Source organism: Acidimicrobiia bacterium, assembly GCA_018057765.1.
GTDB lineage: Bacteria > Actinomycetota > Acidimicrobiia > IMCC26256 > JAGPDB01 > JAGPDB01.
The window spans coordinates 70,643-87,669 of record JAGPDB010000003.1; the positions used below are offsets into that span (position 1 = coordinate 70,643).

Consider the following 17,027-nt stretch of genomic DNA (forward strand, 5'->3'; position numbering starts at 1 on the left):
GAGTAGTCAAGGGATCTTAAAAAAGGAATAAAATGGGCCAATATTATAAAGGTGAACTGAGCGATTCTGAACTAGCTGATGCAAAGATTGCAATCATTGTTTCAAAATTTAATGAAGATATAACTACAAAATTATTAGAAGGTGCTTTAGAAGAACTTAAGGATAATAATATTGATGAAGATAAAATTGAAGTAATGTACGTGCCTGGTGCTTTCGAATTAGGAGTTACAGCTAAAGCTGCTGCTGAAAAGGGTAGTGATGCAGTAATCTGTCTGGGCGCTGTTATACAAGGCGGAACACCTCATTTTGAGTATGTAGCTAATACTTGTGCACTTGCAATTTCTAATGTAGCTTTAAATACTGGTGTACCTACCATCTTTGGAGTTTTAACTGTAAATAATCAGGAACAAGCAATAGAGCGAGTAGGTGGCAAAGAAGGCCATAAAGGAAAAGAGGCTGCAGCGACAGCTTTGGAAATGATTTCATTATTGCGTTCGATGAAGGAAGAAAAATCTAAAAAATTAACCGGATTTGTTTCTTAAGAATTTATAGTATGTCAGATCATATTTTTAATAAAGATGAAATTGGACAATGTTACAGCGGGGAAGTTAAGTCTTTTGATAGCTATATCGGTTTAGGCGAAATAGAGCTAGAAGATGGACGGATTTTAGATTTTCATTGCATAAATATTGCTGATGGCACAAGATTTATTGAAGTCGGATCCAAAACAACATTTGATTTATATTTCCATCATAGAGGCCGTTTTGAAGCAAAAAACATCAAAACGCGTAAAGATTAATAGAAATTATCCATATTTTCCGTTAAACTAGAAAATCTAATTTGCTTAATTGCTGTTGAATGGTACAATCTACACAAATGATGCACTTTAATGATATGGGGTCAGGGAGTAACTCCAGAATAGTATATTTTACACCCACGGGTAATGAAACGCGGGATTTTCCGCCGATCGATAGATCTTTACGTGTAAATTATGGAGTGGATTTATTTGCATTTGCACATAAACACGCAGATCTAAGCGTCGCAAAAAAAAGATATAGCGAATTAGTTCAACAATATTTATCACAAGAGATAGTACCTTTTAGTGAAAAAGAAATTGAAATTCGAAAAGCAGTCGTAGAACTATTTTCATACACTTTGTTTTCTTCAGAGCCATTGAAAATTCCAAGTACACTATCTATTGATGAAGAGAATGGAATATATCTAAGACATGATTTGTGTCATGGAACAAATGCAGATATTGCCGAACGGTTTATAGCTGAATTTTTTGAATTGGTCGGTAATGAAATATTTCAAACTGTTAGAAATGCATTGCAATCTACAATGGAAGACCATGAAGATGAATTTAAAGAATTGGTTGTTAAATATGTTAGTGAAACAGATGTTTTTAGATTTCTAAACACATTGGGTCTCCAACTTGATGTTGAAGAAATCCCAATAAGTCCAACAGAGCGACAATTTGAATTAACAAGAGAAAGGGCTAGACAACATGCCAGATTAACTGCAAATGGACGTACAATTGATGGAAATACAGCAGGGCTAATTAATCGAGGAGTCGTCAGGCGAGATATGCAGTTGGACGATGAAACGGCTAGATCTAATATTAAACATACATTAGACCCGAGCGCAGACTTCCCAGGAGCTTTTCGGGCTTTTGTGATTGACTTAGTATTGGATCTTGTTGTTGATATGACCAAGGCCAAAAAATCAGAATTTAAAGTAGATTTTGATTATCGTAATGACACTGCATATGTTACCCATAGAAGCAATGCTGAATATGAAGTTTTTCTTGGGAATATTAGAACTGACTTCAATGTATTGATGGACGATTTTTTTTACGTGAGTGACGAAGTCCAGACAATGTATTATCCAACTGAACCATTAGTTGGGATCTCTCCTAATGATGTATTAGGGTTTACTTCACTAGAAGATTTATATGCTGATCGTTTTCGAAAAGCAGAGCCTTTCGATTCATTTTTGAAAATGCATATAAACTTAACCCAACTTTTATTAGCGGCGCAAGGTATAGAAAGTGTCTTATATAAACCTAATAGTAGGCTTATAGTTCAATACTATAAGTGGGAAAACGTAAAAAATAATAGATACCTTAATTATATTGGAGGAAAAGCAGGATACATTAGTCAAGGGTTAGCTCAAACTGCTTCAAATATCGTTGACCGTTTCCAATATTTAGATGAACATGGACAACATATTGGCGAGGTGGTTGGTATAGATGAATCTTCCCAATTTGGTACAACACTATTATTACTGCATGAAAGCGATACATTAGAACCTGTTATTGAATATTCTGGACAAAATTATCAACTTTCTATACAACTTCAAGGAATAGGCAATAGTGGACTAGTCCCTAATGTAGCAGGCTATAGATTAATTGCTAAAAGTGATGATTTATATTTCTTTGAACGAGATTCTGAATATATACAAAAAAATCTAGACGTAGTAGATATGGAGAAATCTTATATACGAAGTAATTTAAAGAAAACAATACGTATATTAAACAAAATGGGAGCCACAGAGTTAGCTGAAGCTTTGAGCCAATTGCGTAGTCATTCAGGTATAACTAGAAGAGATCCAATTCTAATTACAGAAATTCAAGCTGCTGTTGCAAATAGTAGTATCTATTCTTTTGATCAATCTCTAAGTGTTGGACAAGCCACAAAATTAAAAGATTTCGGTAGTTGTGTTGTAGAAGGAAAATTAAATTTTCAGTGTACTGGTGCCAATCTTTTTTTAGGTCAATTGCTAAAGAGTATCGATCCTGGTTTAGATATTGAATTTATAACAGGGAATGTCATAGATAGTGCTAGTACATCAATCAGGGCATCGAGTCATCAAATGTTACAGATAAAAACCTCGAAAGGAACATCATTTCTTGATGCTACTCCTTCTTTAGCTGTCAGTCGCGATAGCACTGACAAACCAGCGGATTTCTCGGTAGATGAACAAATTGCTGGTGCACCAAAAACCACAATTGTGCGGCAAGCAGAAATACCAACTGTAAAGGATTTTAATAATAGAGTGCAAAGTTCATTAGATGATATGGATAGTTTTATTGACAGAATATCGAAAAATGTAAAAAAGCCTGGAGAATCAACTCGCGCGTATACTCTAAGACGTAGAGATTCCATCAAATATGATCCGGTATCGAGAGCGCATCTAGCTCTAGGAAGATTAAATGGCCTTATAAATGATAAAAGTGGTGGTATAAAATTAGATAGTGAAGAAATATTATCAAATTTTAGATCAGCGTGTACTATGTTGGAAAACTACTCATCAAATGATACATTTTTCCATAAGCATCCTGACGTAAAAAAGGTTAATCCCAATATTGTCGAGAACTTATTAAGTATCATGACACCAATTAACGAGACATTGGCCCTACATCCAGATTTAGTAGCATTCTCTATCCCTCAGTCTCCTATAACTGATTTCACTATGCCTACCCTATAATAATTAGTTAAGCAAACGCTTGATAAACTTACTTAATATGACTTTTAAAAGGAATTAGAGACTATTCGCCTTGTTCTGTAGCGTCATCGTTGCGCACTTGAACAAAAGCCATTTGAAGCTGACTAAGTGCTGCAGCAAGAGGATCTTTATGCTGCTCAAGACGATCGCCTAGACCGCTTAAAGTGGCAGCCATTGCATCAATACAAAGAGAAGCTTGGCTCAAACGAGCTTCTTTCTCAGCGCCAGTCAATGAAGTTGCTTCACTTAAATGAACAGTTGCAAGTTCATAAAATCCAACAATATGATTTCCTATAATGTCTTTTGCCGGAGTTTCTAATAACTCAGCGCGCATTTTAGTGATTTGCTCTAAAGCTTGGGCTTTTTCATCCTCACTCATACCTGCAAAAGCGTCATCAGAAGCCATTTCTTGCTCTGCTTGATCATTTTTTGCTACTTGCTCAGAAGAATTATTTTGCGGAGAATTGTCTCCGCCTGGGGTCCAGAGGCCTGTCATGTGCTATCCTTTCTATCTCACATATTGCGAGAAAGTGAACCAGAAGGGTTCCACCTCTTAGAGTCTAGCGCGACTAAGTCCGCTCACTTTAACGGGGTAACAGTTTGATTATTTAATTAGTCAAACAGAATTGACTGAGCGTTTTGCTCATGTTGATTAGTCCTTCCACTTTTTCGGCCTTAAATCAGCATGTCTGTTTTAGGTAAAGACTACGAAAGGAATACTAAGAAATCGCTACTATAGAAACCCGAATAAACGATCAAATTCGTGCTAAGGAAGTTCGTGTAATTGGAGAAGATGGAAGCCAACTAGGCGTTCGAACTTTAAAAGATGCACTTATTCTTTCATCTACAGCTGACCTAGATCTTGTAGAAATAGCTCCAAATACTGCTCCGCCTGTTTGTAAAATAATGAACTTCGGTAGATTTAAATATGAGCAAGAGCAAAAGAAAAAAGAAGCTCGCAAAAACACTACAAATGTTGTCGTAAAAGAAATGAAATTTCGTCCAAAAATCGATGGTCATGATTATGACACGAAAATGACACATGTTAGAAGGTTTTTAGAAGAAGGATCAAAAGTAAAACTTACAATCATGTTCAGGGGTAGGGAAATGGCTCACCCAGAATTTGGTCGAGAATTGCTTAACAGGGTAGCTACAGATCTCGAAGATATAGCAATGGTCTTTCAGAATCCAACGCAAGATGGAAGAAATATGACTATGGTTCTTCACCCAACTGTAAAACCTAAGAAATCTATAGAATCAAAACAACTTGCTCGCGGAGAAAAAGTTTACAAAAACTTTTCAACATTAGATCGACTTGAAGGAAATTCAATCGAAGTAGAGTCAGATGTGGAAGTAGAACTAACAGCAAAAGATATAAGAAACGCAAAGAAATCTAAATATAAGAAAGGTATACAAGAAGAGTTAGACGGAATTGACTTGGACGGTGAACCAGAAGAGTAAATTACAGGGTCCGTCCCTGCAATAAAAGTGCATAAAGGAGAAACATGCCAAAAGTAAAAACAAATAAATCAGCAGCCAAGAGATTCAAAATCTCTGGTACTGGAAAAATTCGACGTCGCAAACATGGTGGAGCACACCTTTTGTCTAAGAAATCATCAGCACGCAAACGTCGTCTGAACGAAATCGTTGAAGTTACTGGTAAAGATGCGCAAAAAGTTATGCGTCTATTAGGAAAAAGATAAATTTATAGTCAGGGTTCTAAGAGCGCAGTAATGCGAAACAGTTCAAACCCTTTCCAAGGCAGAAATTATTTACATAAAGGAAAAAAATTATGGCGCGTGTAAAACGTTCAGTAAATTCAAAAAAAGGCCGCAAGGCAATATTGGAAAAAGCAAAAGGTTATAGAGGCGCGAGACACCGCACGCTTCGTGCTGCAAATGAAGCAGTAATGAAAGCTGGCCAATATGCATATCGTGACCGACGTTCAAAAAAAGGCGATATTCGCCGTTTGTGGATTGTACGTATTAACGCACAGTGTCGTATAAACGAAATTAGTTACTCTCAGTTTATTGCTGGCTTGAGAAAAGCAGAAGTAGATGTAGATCGTAAAATGCTTTCTGAAATGGCAGTCAATGACCAAGCAACTTTCGCAGTCTTAGTGCAAACAGCAAAAGACGCTTTAGCCGCTAAATAATAAATGTTAGAAAAAGCATTTGTAAAGGAGCTTCGTGAATTATCGCGAAGCTCTAATTTACGTCATGAACATAGACTTGTTTTAGTTGAAGGATATAGAGCAATAGCTGGTGCGATCGACTTTGGCGCACAAATTGAAGAAATATATTATTCTTCTTCTGACAAAATCTATCTATTTAAAAATATTGCTTCTGAGAAGATGATTAAAGTAAACGATAAAATTATTTCTCAGATAGCAACAACAAAAAATCCTCAAAGCATAATTGCTCTATGTAAAATGCCTATCTCAACTCCGAATTCTTTATCGACTGGAGATCATAAAAATAAACCAATTTTTATCTTAGATAATCTTACAGATCCGGGTAATGTTGGAACAATAATTAGGAGTGCGGCAGCTTTCGGCTTTGGTGGCATTGTAGTACTAGGTGGTGTAGACCCATTTAATACAAAAGTAATTCGTTCAAGTGCAGGAACAATCTTTGGAATTGAAATCGTTATTGCTGATGAGTACCAACTAGTTGAAATTTTAAAAACAAGACCACTATATGCAACCAGGGCTGATGCAGATCTTGAGTTAAACGAAGTTGACTTTGCAACTAATGCTGCTTTTGTACTCGGTAATGAGGCGCATGGTATAAAAGGTGAATTTTTTAAAAATAATGCCACACCATTACGTGTTAATATGGAAGAATTGTGTGAATCGTTAAATGTAGCGATGCTTGCAACGATAGTTGCACATCGAATATTTAGTGTAAAAGTGAAAATATGAGCGAAAGTTAATTTTATTAGATGTCGAACTTAAATATAGCGGGACAAATTCAAGACGACCTAGTAAATGCTGGAGAAAAAGCATCTAAAGAGATAGAAGTTATTTGTGACACAAAATCTTTAAAAGAATTTGAATCAAAATACATAGGAAAAGATTCCGTATTCTTGTTATCTAGACAAAAAACGAAAGATGTTGAACCTAGCGAACGCCCAATAATTGGTAAAGCTCTAAATTCTCACAAAGAGCTTATAGATTTACTAGTTGCTTCGAAACAAAAAGCGCTATTGGAAAAAGAAAACCAAGCTAGATATGAAACCGAGAAATTAGATCTAAGCAGTGGTACTCATGGTGTTAAATTTGGAACATATCATTTAGTAACACAAACCCGACGCGAGCTCGAAGATATATTTTTAGGAATGGGCTATGTGCTTAACTATGGTCCGGAAGTAGAAACTGATTGGCATAATTTTGAAGCATTAAACTTTCCACCCTCTCACCCAGCAAGAGAAATGCAAGACACTTTGTATGTCGAAGCACCTAATAGTGAGACCTCTGTAATGCGCACTCATACATCACCTGTTCAAGTACGTACTATGCTCGAGCAGAAACCGCCAATATATACAATTGTTACAGGACGTGTATATCGTAACGAAGCATTAGATGCACGTCATCTGCCAGTTTTTCATCAGCTTGAAGGTTTAGCAGTTGATGAAAATATTACCTTTAAGGATTTAAAAGGAACTATCGAGACTTTCGTCAGGGAACTTTTAGGCGATAAGACAAAAATACGAATGTTGCCATCGTTTTTTCCTTTTACTGAACCATCTGCAGAATTCGCTTCAAGTTGTCCATTCTGCGACATGAGTGGTTGTAGAGTTTGTTCTCATACCGGCTGGATAGAAATTGGCGGTTGTGGAATGGTAGATCCAAATGTATTTGATTCTTGTGGTATCGACACAGAAAAATATACTGGCTTTGCGTTTGGATTTGGCATCGACCGTATTGCGCAAATTAAATATGGTCTTAACGAATTGCGAATGGTATTCGACAATGATCAACGTTTCTTAAAGCAATTTTAAGACAGTTCAGAGGTATATATATGAAATTCCCACTTTCTTGGTTAGAAGATTTTATGGTCATTGATAAAGACCTAGAGGCCTATATAGATGCATTAAATGCTATTGGTCTCGAAGTGGAGGGCGTTCAAATCCCTGGTGAAGAGATTACCGGTGTCATTACTGTTTTAGTCGAGAATACACAACCTCATCCTAATGCCGATAAATTAAAGCTTGTAGATATTGATACTGGTAGCGAAAAGAAACAGATTGTTTGTGGTGCGCAAAATGTTCGTGCCGGTATAAAAGTTCCATACGCTCCTAGTGGATCTACCTTACCTGGCGGGTTTAGCCTTAGTAAAAAAGAAATCCGTGGTATTGAATCTGATGGTATGCTGTGTTCACCTCGTGAATTAAATATGGGTGAAAGCCATGATGGTATTTTAGAACTTAATTATGATGTAGAAATTGGTAAGGATATTTGTGAAGTACTTGGACTTAACGATCCTATAATTGATATTTCTATTACTCCTAATCGCCCTGATGCTATGAGCATTTATGGTATTGCCAAAGAATTATGTGCAGCATTTGGCCAAGCTCTTAAGGCTCCTGATGTAAATACTTTTCTTGAAGATATTGTTATTGATGAAAATTTACCTCAGCCTAAAGTCGATATACAAAATGACGAGAAATGCCCTCGTCTCGTTGGCCGAACTTTAAGTGTCGAAATTGGCCCTTCGCCTTCATTTATTGTTCAAAGATTAACAAGTTCTGGTATTCGTTCAATTAATAATGTTGTAGATATTACTAACTATGTTCTTGTCGAATATGGCCGACCGCTACATGCTTTTGATTTAGATTCTCTAGGTAGTTCAGAAATTATTGTACGTAGCGCTAAAGACGGCGAAGAAATAAAAATTCTTGATGGTACTGTAAAAACCTTACTAGAGACTGATTTGTTAGTTTGTTCCAAGGATAATATTCCTCATGCTATTGCAGGCGTGATGGGTGGTTTTGATTCTCAAGTTACAGATGATACTAAAAACATATTTTTGGAATCAGCCTATTTTAATTCGGCTTCTATTTCTAAAACTTCAAAACGCTTAGGTTTGCGCTCTGAAAGTTCTTCGCGGTTTGAGCGTGGGATTGATCCGAATTTTACTGATCATGGTGCTCATAGAGCAATACAGTTATTTACGCAATTCGCGAATGCTAAAGTTTCAAAGCTTGAGGCTGACGAATATAAGAATGAGATTAAGCCAGTAACGATAACTTTAAGATTCTCTCGTGTCGAACGGATACTAGGCGATGCTATTTCTGGTGATGATATTGTCAAAGCTTTAGCTCCATTGGTTATTTCCGTATTGCCAAAAAATGAAGAGGTTGAAGTTGTTATTCCAACTTCGCGACCTGATTTAACTCGTGAAATTGATCTTATTGAAGAAGTAGCACGACGCATTGGTTACGATAAATTTGATTCGACTATTCCTGCAATCAATATACAAGTTGGTCATTTAAATCGTGAACAAAAATTACAACGTCTAATCGAAGATATGTTAGTGGGCTCTGGATTCAACGAAGCATATACTTTACCTCTTGAAGCAAGCGAGACTTTCCAAGAGTTCGGTTATAATAAAAATGATATTGTAAAGACAAAAAATGCTTTACGTTCCGACGCAAGTATTTTACGTCCAATAATTTTGCCTGGCCTTTTTAAGACTTGTGAGCATAATGTATCTAAGGGTATTAGCGATCTAAAGTTTTTTGAAATTGGGCACGTTTTTAATCTTCCTTTCGACGAAAATTTACAACCTAATGAAACTAATCATTTAGCAATTGCTTTTACAGGTGGACAAGATTCAAGGCCTAATTCAACTCGTCGAGAATTTGATGTATTTGATGCCATAGATGTAGTCCGCAATATTTTTTCACTTCTTAAACTTTCAGACCTTAGAATAGATCCAACTAATAAAGTTGGTTTTCATCCTACGAGAACTGCAAAGATTTCTGTTGGTGATATAGAAGTCGGATTTGTTGGCGAGCGATTGAGCGATACTAATATGTATGGTGCAGAACTAAATTTAAATACACTTTATTCATGTAAATCAGAATCTGTAAAATATGAACAGCTATCAAATTATCCATATTTAAGTTTTGATTTAGCTTTTGTAGTTGATCAAGAGGTTAACGTAGATCTATTACAAAATACAATAATAAATTTAGGTGACGGAAAAATAGAAGAAATTAATTGTTTCGATATTTTCGAGAGTGAATCATTAGGTGAAAATAAGAAGTCAATAGCTTATGCTTTACGAATAAGGTCACAAGACGGAACTATGAGCGATGAAGACCAATCAACATTGCGCACCCAAATCATAAGAGGTGTAGATACCCAACTCGGAGCAAAACTTCGCTAACAATTGATTGCAGGGTCCGTCCCTGCTAAAACTCCACATAAGGAAAATAATGGACGAAAAAGAGATAGAACGCCAGTTAGATATTTTATGTACTGGTACCTCTGATGTTATAAATAAAAAAGAATTGGCCGCCAAACTAAAAAAAGGCAAACCACTACGTATAAAATTTGGCATCGACCCAACTTCTGCCGATATACATATAGGGCATGCAGTTGTTCTAAGGAAATTGAAACAATTTCAAGATTTAGGCCATAAAGCCATTTTGCTAATAGGTGATTTTACAGCTCGTGTTGGTGACCCTAGTGGTAAAAATGTTACCCGACCTACTTTAAGTGTTGAAGAAATTACTAAAAATATGGAAACATATTTAGATCAAGCATTTCTAATTTTAGATAAAGAAAAAACAGAAATTCGTATGAATAGTGAATGGCTGGAATCATTAGGTATTGTCGACATAATGAAACTAATGGGTTCAGTAACTGTTGCACAGCTTTTAGAACGTAATGATTTTTCTAAAAGATATAAAGAAGGTTCACCTATTTCTGTCTTAGAATTTCTTTATCCTCTTTTGGTTGGTTTCGATTCTGTAGCTTTAGATGCTGATGTAGAGCTTGGTGGAACTGACCAACTATATAACCTTTTGATGGGTCGACCCTTACAAGAGTTGGAAGGCCAAGAACCTCAAATTTGTATAACAACGCCACTATTAGAAGGTATAGACGGCAATAAAAAGATGAGCAAATCTTTGAACAATACTATTGGTCTTACCGATGAACCGCTTGATATGTATGGCAAGGTAATGAAAATTTCTGATGAGATTATGCCTAAATATTTTCAACTCGCAACTGGTTGGTTTCCTGAACAGGTCCAAGAAGTATTAAATGATATAAAATCTGGCTTATTGGCACCTGTAGACGCTAAAAAATTATTAGCTGTAACCGTTGTAGATCAATATCACGGTGTTGGAATAGGTGAAAAAACTAAAGAGGAATTCGCTAATGTTTTTTCCAAAGGCGAACGTCCGGATGATATTGAGATTTTTGAATTGAAATCAGCCGAATATGAAAATACAGAGAATCCCGGTAGCGAAAGACTAGCAAGAATATTGAATACCATAGGTTTGGTAACTTCAAATAAAGATGGGGCACGCATGATCTCACAAGGTGCTGTCAAAATTAATGACGAAGTTTTTGATGACGAGAATGGGGAAGTCTTAATAAAAGATTTGAACGATTCTTATATTCAAGTCGGTAAACGAAAATGGGCTCAGATTTCAGTTTCATGATTATTAGAGAAACAAGCTTGTCTGATCTTGATCAAATAGTTTCATTTCTCCGCCCCCAATACGAAAATACTTATGGCCATTGTGATGGCTTAAATGAAGAAGTATTCCGATCAGATAAATTTATTGAGTTTTTAAATGATTATATTTATGAAAAATTATCTAATGATGAATCGAAAATATTTATTGCCGTTGTAGATAAACAAATTTTAGGAACAATAGGCTATGAATTTATAGATCAAGAATTATTTATTTGGGGATTTTATGTAGATCATAATAAGCAATCTTTTGGCATAGGTAGACATTTATGGGATTATTTAAACCTGATTGACAATGTCATGAATGCTAAGTCTAAAAAACTTCACGTACAGAAAGTTGCTGATAATGTCATCGATTTCTATAAACGGCATGGCTATTGTATAGTAGGCGAACGTATATTGACTTGGACCGACTTTCTAGATCATGAAGCCAACATAGAATTATGGACCATGGAAAATTAGATAACTTTCAATAAAGTCATCAATCTAGTGCTAAGTTATCTGTCGTAAACGGAAAATAACATTAGAAAGGTTATAATCATGGCATTCGAATTACCAGCATTACCATACGAACTAGACGCATTAGCGCCACATATCTCTAAAGAAACACTTGAGTTTCATTACGGCAAGCATCATCAAGCATACGTAACAAATTTAAATAAATTAGTCGAGGGTACAGATAAAGAAAATTCTTCACTAGAAGACGTTATCAAAACTAGTGATGGCGGTGTATTTAACAATGCAGCACAAGTTTGGAATCACAGCTTTTATTGGAATTCAATGACACCAAATGGTGGCGGTGAACCAACAGGTGATGTGGCAGAAGCTATTAACTCAGCTTTTGGCTCATATGATGAATTTAAAGCTAAATTTGCTGAAGCAGGAACAACTCAATTCGGTTCTGGATGGGCATGGCTCGTACAAAACGATAAAGGTCTTGAGATTGTTAAAACTCCAAATGCTGATAATCTTTTGAAAAATGGAGATAAAGCACTTTTAACTATGGATGTTTGGGAACATGCTTACTATATTGATTTTCGTAACGCTCGTCCTAACTATATTTCAACATTTATTGATTCATTAATAAATTGGGAATTCGTTGCAAAAAATATGGCTAGCTAGTGTTAGACCTATAAATGCAGAACCCTCCTAGGCGAAGTGAAATAGCAACACATTTAACTGCAGTTTTATTATTTACGATAGCCACAGTTGGCTCGGCTAGGAGTGTTCTCCACGGATGGATTGCACTAGCGTATATTCCTGCCTATGCTATTGGATTTATCGCAGTTTTAGTGACTTCAATAATAATTTTTGCAAGGGATCCATTCTTTCGATTTAAAAAGTTGTTATTAGTTTTTGCAATTATTTTTGTAGTATCTGCATTCGTGATACAAGGTGACAATGGTGATGTTTCGGGAACTTATTACCAAGAAAAAGAATATTCTGCCTATAACCACGTTGATTATGATGGTTTACCAGTAGCACCGTATATTCCTAGAAAGTTTTCCGACGCCGGACACGTATTATTTTTTGGTTCAGGGATAGCAAACATGACCTTAATGATTGTTTTTGCCAGTTCAAAACGTAGAAAATCTATTATGATTTAGCTAATTAAGCCTTAAAAAAAGGATGAGACACCTATATGGAAAACTCAGACATAAAAGATCGTAAACATCAGATAACTTTTTTCACAATTTTTATTTAGTTTCAATTTTACTTTTGGCTATAATTCCATCGACAATGAGAGGAATTAGCGGGTCCCTTATAGTAGTTGTTTACTTCATTTTTTGGACAATTTTATATTGGTTCGTTTCGGGTATACACATTAAGTTAGATAAAAAAATTCGATATAAAATTTCCAATTCAATATTATTGTTTTTTGCATTTGTCTCAATGGGACTGCATATTGATGAGATCGATAAAGATGCATATTCAGCTTATTCTGAAGAGCTATACAAGACTTTTTTATTCAAAAAATATTACAATAGCTCCTTACCAAGTTGGGCAGAACGTGCAGATGCAATTGGTCTATTCCTAACACCAGCAATTTTATCTTTAATAATCATTTTGTTTATTTTGAGTGCAACTAAAAAAGAAAAGATACCAAAAAATGAATGACGTCAAATAAAAAGGAATTATGTAACGCTAGCCATTGCAATTACCTTTTTCGTCCTAGTGGCGTTGTTGTCTTTTCGTTCAGTGAACCAGTCTTGATTTGCTCTATTCTTCTTTAACCCCTTATGCTTATTTATGAGCAAACTATTGGAGATACAGCTCCAAAAATTTTGTCAGACATTGCAATGAAAAAACTGAACCTAGAATTAATACCGGAGCGATAAGAAAGCTTCATTTGGTCTCTTTAGAATCTGCGAAACTAGTCGATATATCAATTATGACCAAACCTGTTTTAAAATTAACTAAAAGCCTAGTGAGAAATAAGTATTCTTATGTCAGATGAAGTGAGCATGCTCGAAAGAATTGGCGATGGTATAAATAATCCTGAATTTGCAGATGATATTGCAGAGTCTTTACCTTTCGTCTTATACAATCTTAGCAAATCTAATAATGCCGAAAATCTTGATGGACGTTCACCTAGTGATGACAAAATTAATTGGTTGGCTGCAAGCAACTGTGGGCCTGCCAGCAAGGCACTTGCGTATGCTCTTAGGTTAAAAGGCTATGAAGTTGAGCTAGTTACTTATAGAAATTGGCATATGAGATTGGAAGTAAAAGTTGATGATGAAATGGTGGTTGTTGATCCTACACTTTTACAATTTTTAAAAATGTATGGTGTAAGTGCCGATAACGGATCTCATCCTGGGAAAGATAATGTGTCGCCACAATTGTTACCAGTAGAAAGAATTTTTGTTTTTAAACCTGATGAATTTACCTTGGTCAGTAATTGGTTAGCAACAATAGCGAAAAGTTATAATTTAAACAGAGAACAAAAAGCACCATTTATTTTAGATTATGCTAGAGGTCCAATCAGAAAATCCTTAAAAGAAAGAACTGACGGTAAGACGAATGCCGTTATTGAAAAAGAATTAGAAAAGTATCTTGATCCATCAAATTTTGAAGCATATGTTCCGGCTGATAAAGAAGCGATAAAAGAAAAAGCAAAATATGATGAAAGATTTACCGACTGGTTAATCGAAATTGAAAATGTTCAGACTGTTGATTTGGCAAAATAATTCTTAAATTTTCTAAAAAATTTAATTTAGATGAATATTTTGATCGATCGACTATGAAGATGCTTAAACCTAGTAATAGCTTAATATTCTGTAAATCTTTTAATCGATTTTATAGGCGTACTTTTCATTAAATTAAGATATTTCAAATTATTTTTAGAAAATGTGCTCTACGATTTTGACTGGAGGCCAAAATCGTACTATTCTCTTTGAGCTACGTATTTGCGACTCGCTATTATTGGGGTCAAAATAATACGCGATTTACATTGGATGTAAATCAGTTCAGGGAAGTCCTTAAAAAACTTATCTCTGATACTTGCTTCTTGAAAACGGAAAATAGACGCCAAAATACAGTGCGGGCGACATGCGAGACGATCTAATTTATTAGATACGTTTTCGTAGAGTCGACCGAAAATAATTCCTGGATTTAGATTGTGTCAAGTCGTTAAAAGCTTCGATGCAATTTAAGTTCAATTAAAAAATGAGTTTGTAAAAAAACTCGAAAAAGTCAGATCAATGACACTCAAGATTGAAAGTCCTTACAATCATATTCCGATTGTTTGTGACAGAAATTTTCGATGGAGAGTTTGATCCTGGCTCAGGACGAACGCTGGAGGCACGCTTAAAACATGCAAGTCGAACGAGAAGCTTTGGTGCTTGCACCGAAGTGGGAAGTGGCGAACGGGTGAGTAACACATGAGAAACCTGCCCCGAAGATTGGGATAAGCCTTGGAAACGAGGTCTAATACCGAATACCTTCTAATTATCACATGGTAAATAGAAGAAAGCTCAGGCGCTTTGGGATGGTCTCGTGGCCTATCAGCTTGTTGGTGAGGTAAAAGCTCACCAAGGCAACGACGGGTAGCTGGTCTGAGAGGATGTCCAGCCACATTGGAACTGAGATACGGTCCAAACTCCTACGGGAGGCAGCAGTTAGGAATCTTGCACAATGGGGGAAACCCTGATGCAGCGATGCCTCGTGCGGGATGAAGGCCTTAGGGTTGTAAACCGCTTTCAGTTGGGAAGAAAGTGACGGTACCAACAGAAGAAGCCCCGGCCAACTATGTGCCAGCAGCCGCGGCGATACATAGGGGGCGAGCGTTGTCCGGATTTACTGGGCGTAAAGAGCTCGTAGGCGGTTTAATAAGTCGACAAGTGAAATCTCCAGGCTCAACCTGGAGCAGCCTTGCGATACTATTATGACTTGAGTGTGGTAGAGGAGTGTGGAATTCCCAGTGTAGCGGTGAAATGCGCAGATATTGGGAGGAACACCTATGGCGAAGGCAGCACTCTGGGCCATTACTGACGCTGAGGAGCGAAAGCGTGGGGAGCGAACAGGATTAGATACCCTGGTAGTCCACGCCGTAAACGTTGGACACTAGGTGTGGGATGCGATCAACGCATTCCGTGCCGAAGTTAACGCATTAAGTGTCCCGCCTGGGGAGTACGATCGCAAGATTAAAACTCAAAGGAATTGACGGGGGCCCGCACAAGCGGTGGAGTATGTGGTTTAATTCGATGCAACGCGAAGAACCTTACCTAGGTTTGACATGTAGGTTAATCGGATGAAAGTCCGTGATCCTTAGGGATCCTACACAGGTGGTGCATGGCTGTCGTCAGCTCGTGTCGTGAGATGTTGGGTTAAGTCCCGCAACGAGCGCAACCCTTATTTTGTGTTACCAGCACGTTATGGTGGGGACTCACAAGAGACTGCCGGGGTTAACTCGGAGGAAGGTGGGGTCGAAGTCAAGTCATCATGCCCCTTACACCTAGGGCTACACACGTACTACAATGGCCGGTACAAAGGGCTGCGATACCGCGAGGTGGAGCGAATCCCATAAAGCCGGCCTCAGTTCGGATAGAAGTCTGCAACTCGACTTCTTGAAGCTGGAATCGCTAGTAATCGCAGATCAGCAATGCTGCGGTGAATACGTTCCCGGGCCTTGTACACACCGCCCGTCACACGCCGAAAGTCGGCAACACCCAAAGTCAGTGGCCTAACTCTTCGGAGAGGGAGCTGCCTATGGTGGGGTTGGTAATTGGGGTGAAGTCGTAACAAGGTAGCCGTACCGGAAGGTGCGGCTGGATCACCTCCTTTCTAAGGAGTATCCGTTTATCGCATTCTGGGTTTCACGACCAGGAATAGATAGACGAATCCTACGTTGATCACTGTATAGTTGGCTATTTAGAACACTCGAAAGAGAATTAGTAAATGTTTACTAGAGGTTTACCTTTAGAATTCATTGAAACCTTTTTTAGTAGACCCTATTTAGTCTGACGATCTATTTTCCGTTTTGAAGAAAGCAAGTATTTACTAACTCTTCTTGCTTAGTGATAATTAATGCACTAAACTGAGAAAATGGATAAATTAGACATTGGTAGTATAGCGAATTCTGAAACTCCTTCAATGCCACTTAAAGTTACGGATACATTGGATTGGTTTAAATCTATAGGGTTAGTTCAAGGTTCAAGAACTCACACAGAACTTAAGAAAGCATTAAGCGGTTATTTTGCAATTAACCATCCATCGCAACCGTCAACTGGCGTGAATCTTTCAAGTATTCAATTAAATGCTTTTGTAAACCGAAAGGTTAAAATCGCAAACTTATTTGTAGAT

The 17,027-nt window shown here is 36.9% G+C and carries 17 protein-coding genes and 1 rRNA gene; 17 read left to right on the plus strand and 1 reads right to left on the minus strand.

Going from position 1 to position 17,027, the window contains the following annotated elements; genetic code table 11:
- Window positions 1-32: 32 nt before the first annotated feature.
- From KBF89_02395 to KBF89_02405, 3 genes are read left to right on the plus strand one after another with little or no spacing between them, the layout of a single operon-like run.
- A complete protein-coding gene (locus tag KBF89_02395) occupies window positions 33-542 on the plus strand; it encodes a 6,7-dimethyl-8-ribityllumazine synthase (protein MBP9115176.1) in 510 nt (169 codons plus the stop codon).
- An 11-nt stretch (window positions 543-553) separates the two neighbouring features.
- Window positions 554-799 (plus strand): cold-shock protein, encoded by a 246-nt coding sequence (locus KBF89_02400; protein ID MBP9115177.1) that lies wholly within the window; start codon window positions 554-556, stop codon window positions 797-799.
- 59 nt (window positions 800-858) lie between these two features.
- Complete coding sequence (locus KBF89_02405) at window positions 859-3,489, plus strand: hypothetical protein (protein ID MBP9115178.1); 2,631 nt, start codon at window positions 859-861, stop codon at window positions 3,487-3,489.
- Between the two features lie 61 nt (window positions 3,490-3,550).
- Here the strand turns inward: KBF89_02405 and KBF89_02410 are convergent, their stop codons facing one another.
- The gene (locus KBF89_02410) at window positions 3,551-4,003 is read right to left on the minus strand and encodes a hypothetical protein (GenBank protein ID MBP9115179.1); all 453 of its coding nucleotides are present in this window, start codon (window positions 4,001-4,003) and stop codon (window positions 3,551-3,553) included.
- Window positions 4,004-4,233: 230 nt separating this feature from the next.
- Here KBF89_02410 and infC point away from each other — a divergent pair, with 230 nt between their 5' ends.
- The 14 genes from infC to KBF89_02480 all read left to right on the plus strand — a co-directional run.
- Window positions 4,234-4,968, plus strand: a complete 735-nt coding sequence (infC, locus tag KBF89_02415) for a translation initiation factor IF-3 (protein ID MBP9115180.1) — start codon at window positions 4,234-4,236, stop codon at window positions 4,966-4,968.
- Window positions 4,969-5,012: 44 nt separating this feature from the next.
- Complete coding sequence (gene rpmI / locus KBF89_02420) at window positions 5,013-5,210, plus strand: 50S ribosomal protein L35 (protein ID MBP9115181.1); 198 nt, start codon at window positions 5,013-5,015, stop codon at window positions 5,208-5,210.
- A gap of 89 nt (window positions 5,211-5,299) precedes the next feature.
- Window positions 5,300-5,662, plus strand: coding sequence for a 50S ribosomal protein L20 (rplT, locus tag KBF89_02425; GenBank protein MBP9115182.1), 363 nt, complete (start codon window positions 5,300-5,302; stop codon window positions 5,660-5,662).
- Window positions 5,663-5,665: 3 nt separating this feature from the next.
- Window positions 5,666-6,430: an RNA methyltransferase gene (locus KBF89_02430; protein MBP9115183.1), complete on the plus strand. Its 765-nt coding sequence runs from the start codon at window positions 5,666-5,668 to the stop codon at window positions 6,428-6,430.
- Between the two features lie 20 nt (window positions 6,431-6,450).
- Entirely contained in the window at window positions 6,451-7,509 is a 1,059-nt protein-coding gene (gene pheS, locus KBF89_02435) for a phenylalanine--tRNA ligase subunit alpha (GenBank protein ID MBP9115184.1), read from the plus strand.
- Window positions 7,510-7,529: 20 nt separating this feature from the next.
- Window positions 7,530-9,902: a phenylalanine--tRNA ligase subunit beta gene (locus tag KBF89_02440; protein MBP9115185.1), complete on the plus strand. Its 2,373-nt coding sequence runs from the start codon at window positions 7,530-7,532 to the stop codon at window positions 9,900-9,902.
- A 49-nt stretch (window positions 9,903-9,951) separates the two neighbouring features.
- Window positions 9,952-11,187, plus strand: a complete 1,236-nt coding sequence (locus KBF89_02445) for a tyrosine--tRNA ligase (GenBank protein MBP9115186.1) — start codon at window positions 9,952-9,954, stop codon at window positions 11,185-11,187.
- Window positions 11,188-11,204: 17 nt separating this feature from the next.
- On the plus strand, window positions 11,205-11,684 hold the full coding sequence (locus tag KBF89_02450; GenBank protein ID MBP9115187.1) for a GNAT family N-acetyltransferase: 480 nt from the start codon (window positions 11,205-11,207) through the stop codon (window positions 11,682-11,684).
- A 78-nt stretch (window positions 11,685-11,762) separates the two neighbouring features.
- Complete coding sequence (locus KBF89_02455) at window positions 11,763-12,344, plus strand: superoxide dismutase [Fe] (protein ID MBP9115188.1); 582 nt, start codon at window positions 11,763-11,765, stop codon at window positions 12,342-12,344.
- 14 nt (window positions 12,345-12,358) lie between these two features.
- Window positions 12,359-12,829 (plus strand): hypothetical protein, encoded by a 471-nt coding sequence (locus KBF89_02460; GenBank protein ID MBP9115189.1) that lies wholly within the window; start codon window positions 12,359-12,361, stop codon window positions 12,827-12,829.
- Window positions 12,830-13,115: 286 nt separating this feature from the next.
- Entirely contained in the window at window positions 13,116-13,340 is a 225-nt protein-coding gene (locus KBF89_02465) for a hypothetical protein (protein ID MBP9115190.1), read from the plus strand.
- A 329-nt stretch (window positions 13,341-13,669) separates the two neighbouring features.
- Window positions 13,670-14,413 carry a hypothetical protein gene (locus KBF89_02470; protein MBP9115191.1) on the plus strand — a complete coding sequence of 248 codons (744 nt, stop codon included), beginning with the start codon at window positions 13,670-13,672 and terminating at the stop codon, window positions 14,411-14,413.
- Between the two features lie 572 nt (window positions 14,414-14,985).
- Window positions 14,986-16,508: ribosomal RNA gene (locus KBF89_02475) — 16S ribosomal RNA — on the plus strand.
- A gap of 261 nt (window positions 16,509-16,769) precedes the next feature.
- On the plus strand, window positions 16,770-17,027 hold a 258-nt coding region (locus KBF89_02480; GenBank protein ID MBP9115192.1), incomplete at its 3' end, for a hypothetical protein.

Bases quoted from the DNA above. Each gene is read 5' to 3' on its own strand.
- KBF89_02460 (MBP9115189.1), top strand. From the start codon at position 12,359: ATGCAGAACCCTCCTAGGCGAAGTGAAATAGCAACACATTTAACTGCA.
- KBF89_02455 (MBP9115188.1), top strand. From the start codon at position 11,763: ATGGCATTCGAATTACCAGCATTACCATACGAACTAGACGCATTAGCG.
- KBF89_02470 (MBP9115191.1), top strand. From the start codon at position 13,670: ATGTCAGATGAAGTGAGCATGCTCGAAAGAATTGGCGATGGTATAAAT.
- KBF89_02445 (MBP9115186.1), top strand. From the start codon at position 9,952: ATGGACGAAAAAGAGATAGAACGCCAGTTAGATATTTTATGTACTGGT.
- KBF89_02440 (MBP9115185.1), top strand. From the start codon at position 7,530: ATGAAATTCCCACTTTCTTGGTTAGAAGATTTTATGGTCATTGATAAA.
- KBF89_02395 (MBP9115176.1), top strand. From the start codon at position 33: ATGGGCCAATATTATAAAGGTGAACTGAGCGATTCTGAACTAGCTGAT.
- KBF89_02400 (MBP9115177.1), top strand. From the start codon at position 554: ATGTCAGATCATATTTTTAATAAAGATGAAATTGGACAATGTTACAGC.
- pheS (MBP9115184.1), top strand. From the start codon at position 6,451: ATGTCGAACTTAAATATAGCGGGACAAATTCAAGACGACCTAGTAAAT.
- rplT (MBP9115182.1), top strand. From the start codon at position 5,300: ATGGCGCGTGTAAAACGTTCAGTAAATTCAAAAAAAGGCCGCAAGGCA.
- KBF89_02430 (MBP9115183.1), top strand. From the start codon at position 5,666: ATGTTAGAAAAAGCATTTGTAAAGGAGCTTCGTGAATTATCGCGAAGC.
- KBF89_02410 (MBP9115179.1), bottom strand. From the start codon at position 4,003: ATGACAGGCCTCTGGACCCCAGGCGGAGACAATTCTCCGCAAAATAAT.
- rpmI (MBP9115181.1), top strand. From the start codon at position 5,013: ATGCCAAAAGTAAAAACAAATAAATCAGCAGCCAAGAGATTCAAAATC.
- KBF89_02465 (MBP9115190.1), top strand. From the start codon at position 13,116: ATGGGACTGCATATTGATGAGATCGATAAAGATGCATATTCAGCTTAT.
- KBF89_02405 (MBP9115178.1), top strand. From the start codon at position 859: ATGGTACAATCTACACAAATGATGCACTTTAATGATATGGGGTCAGGG.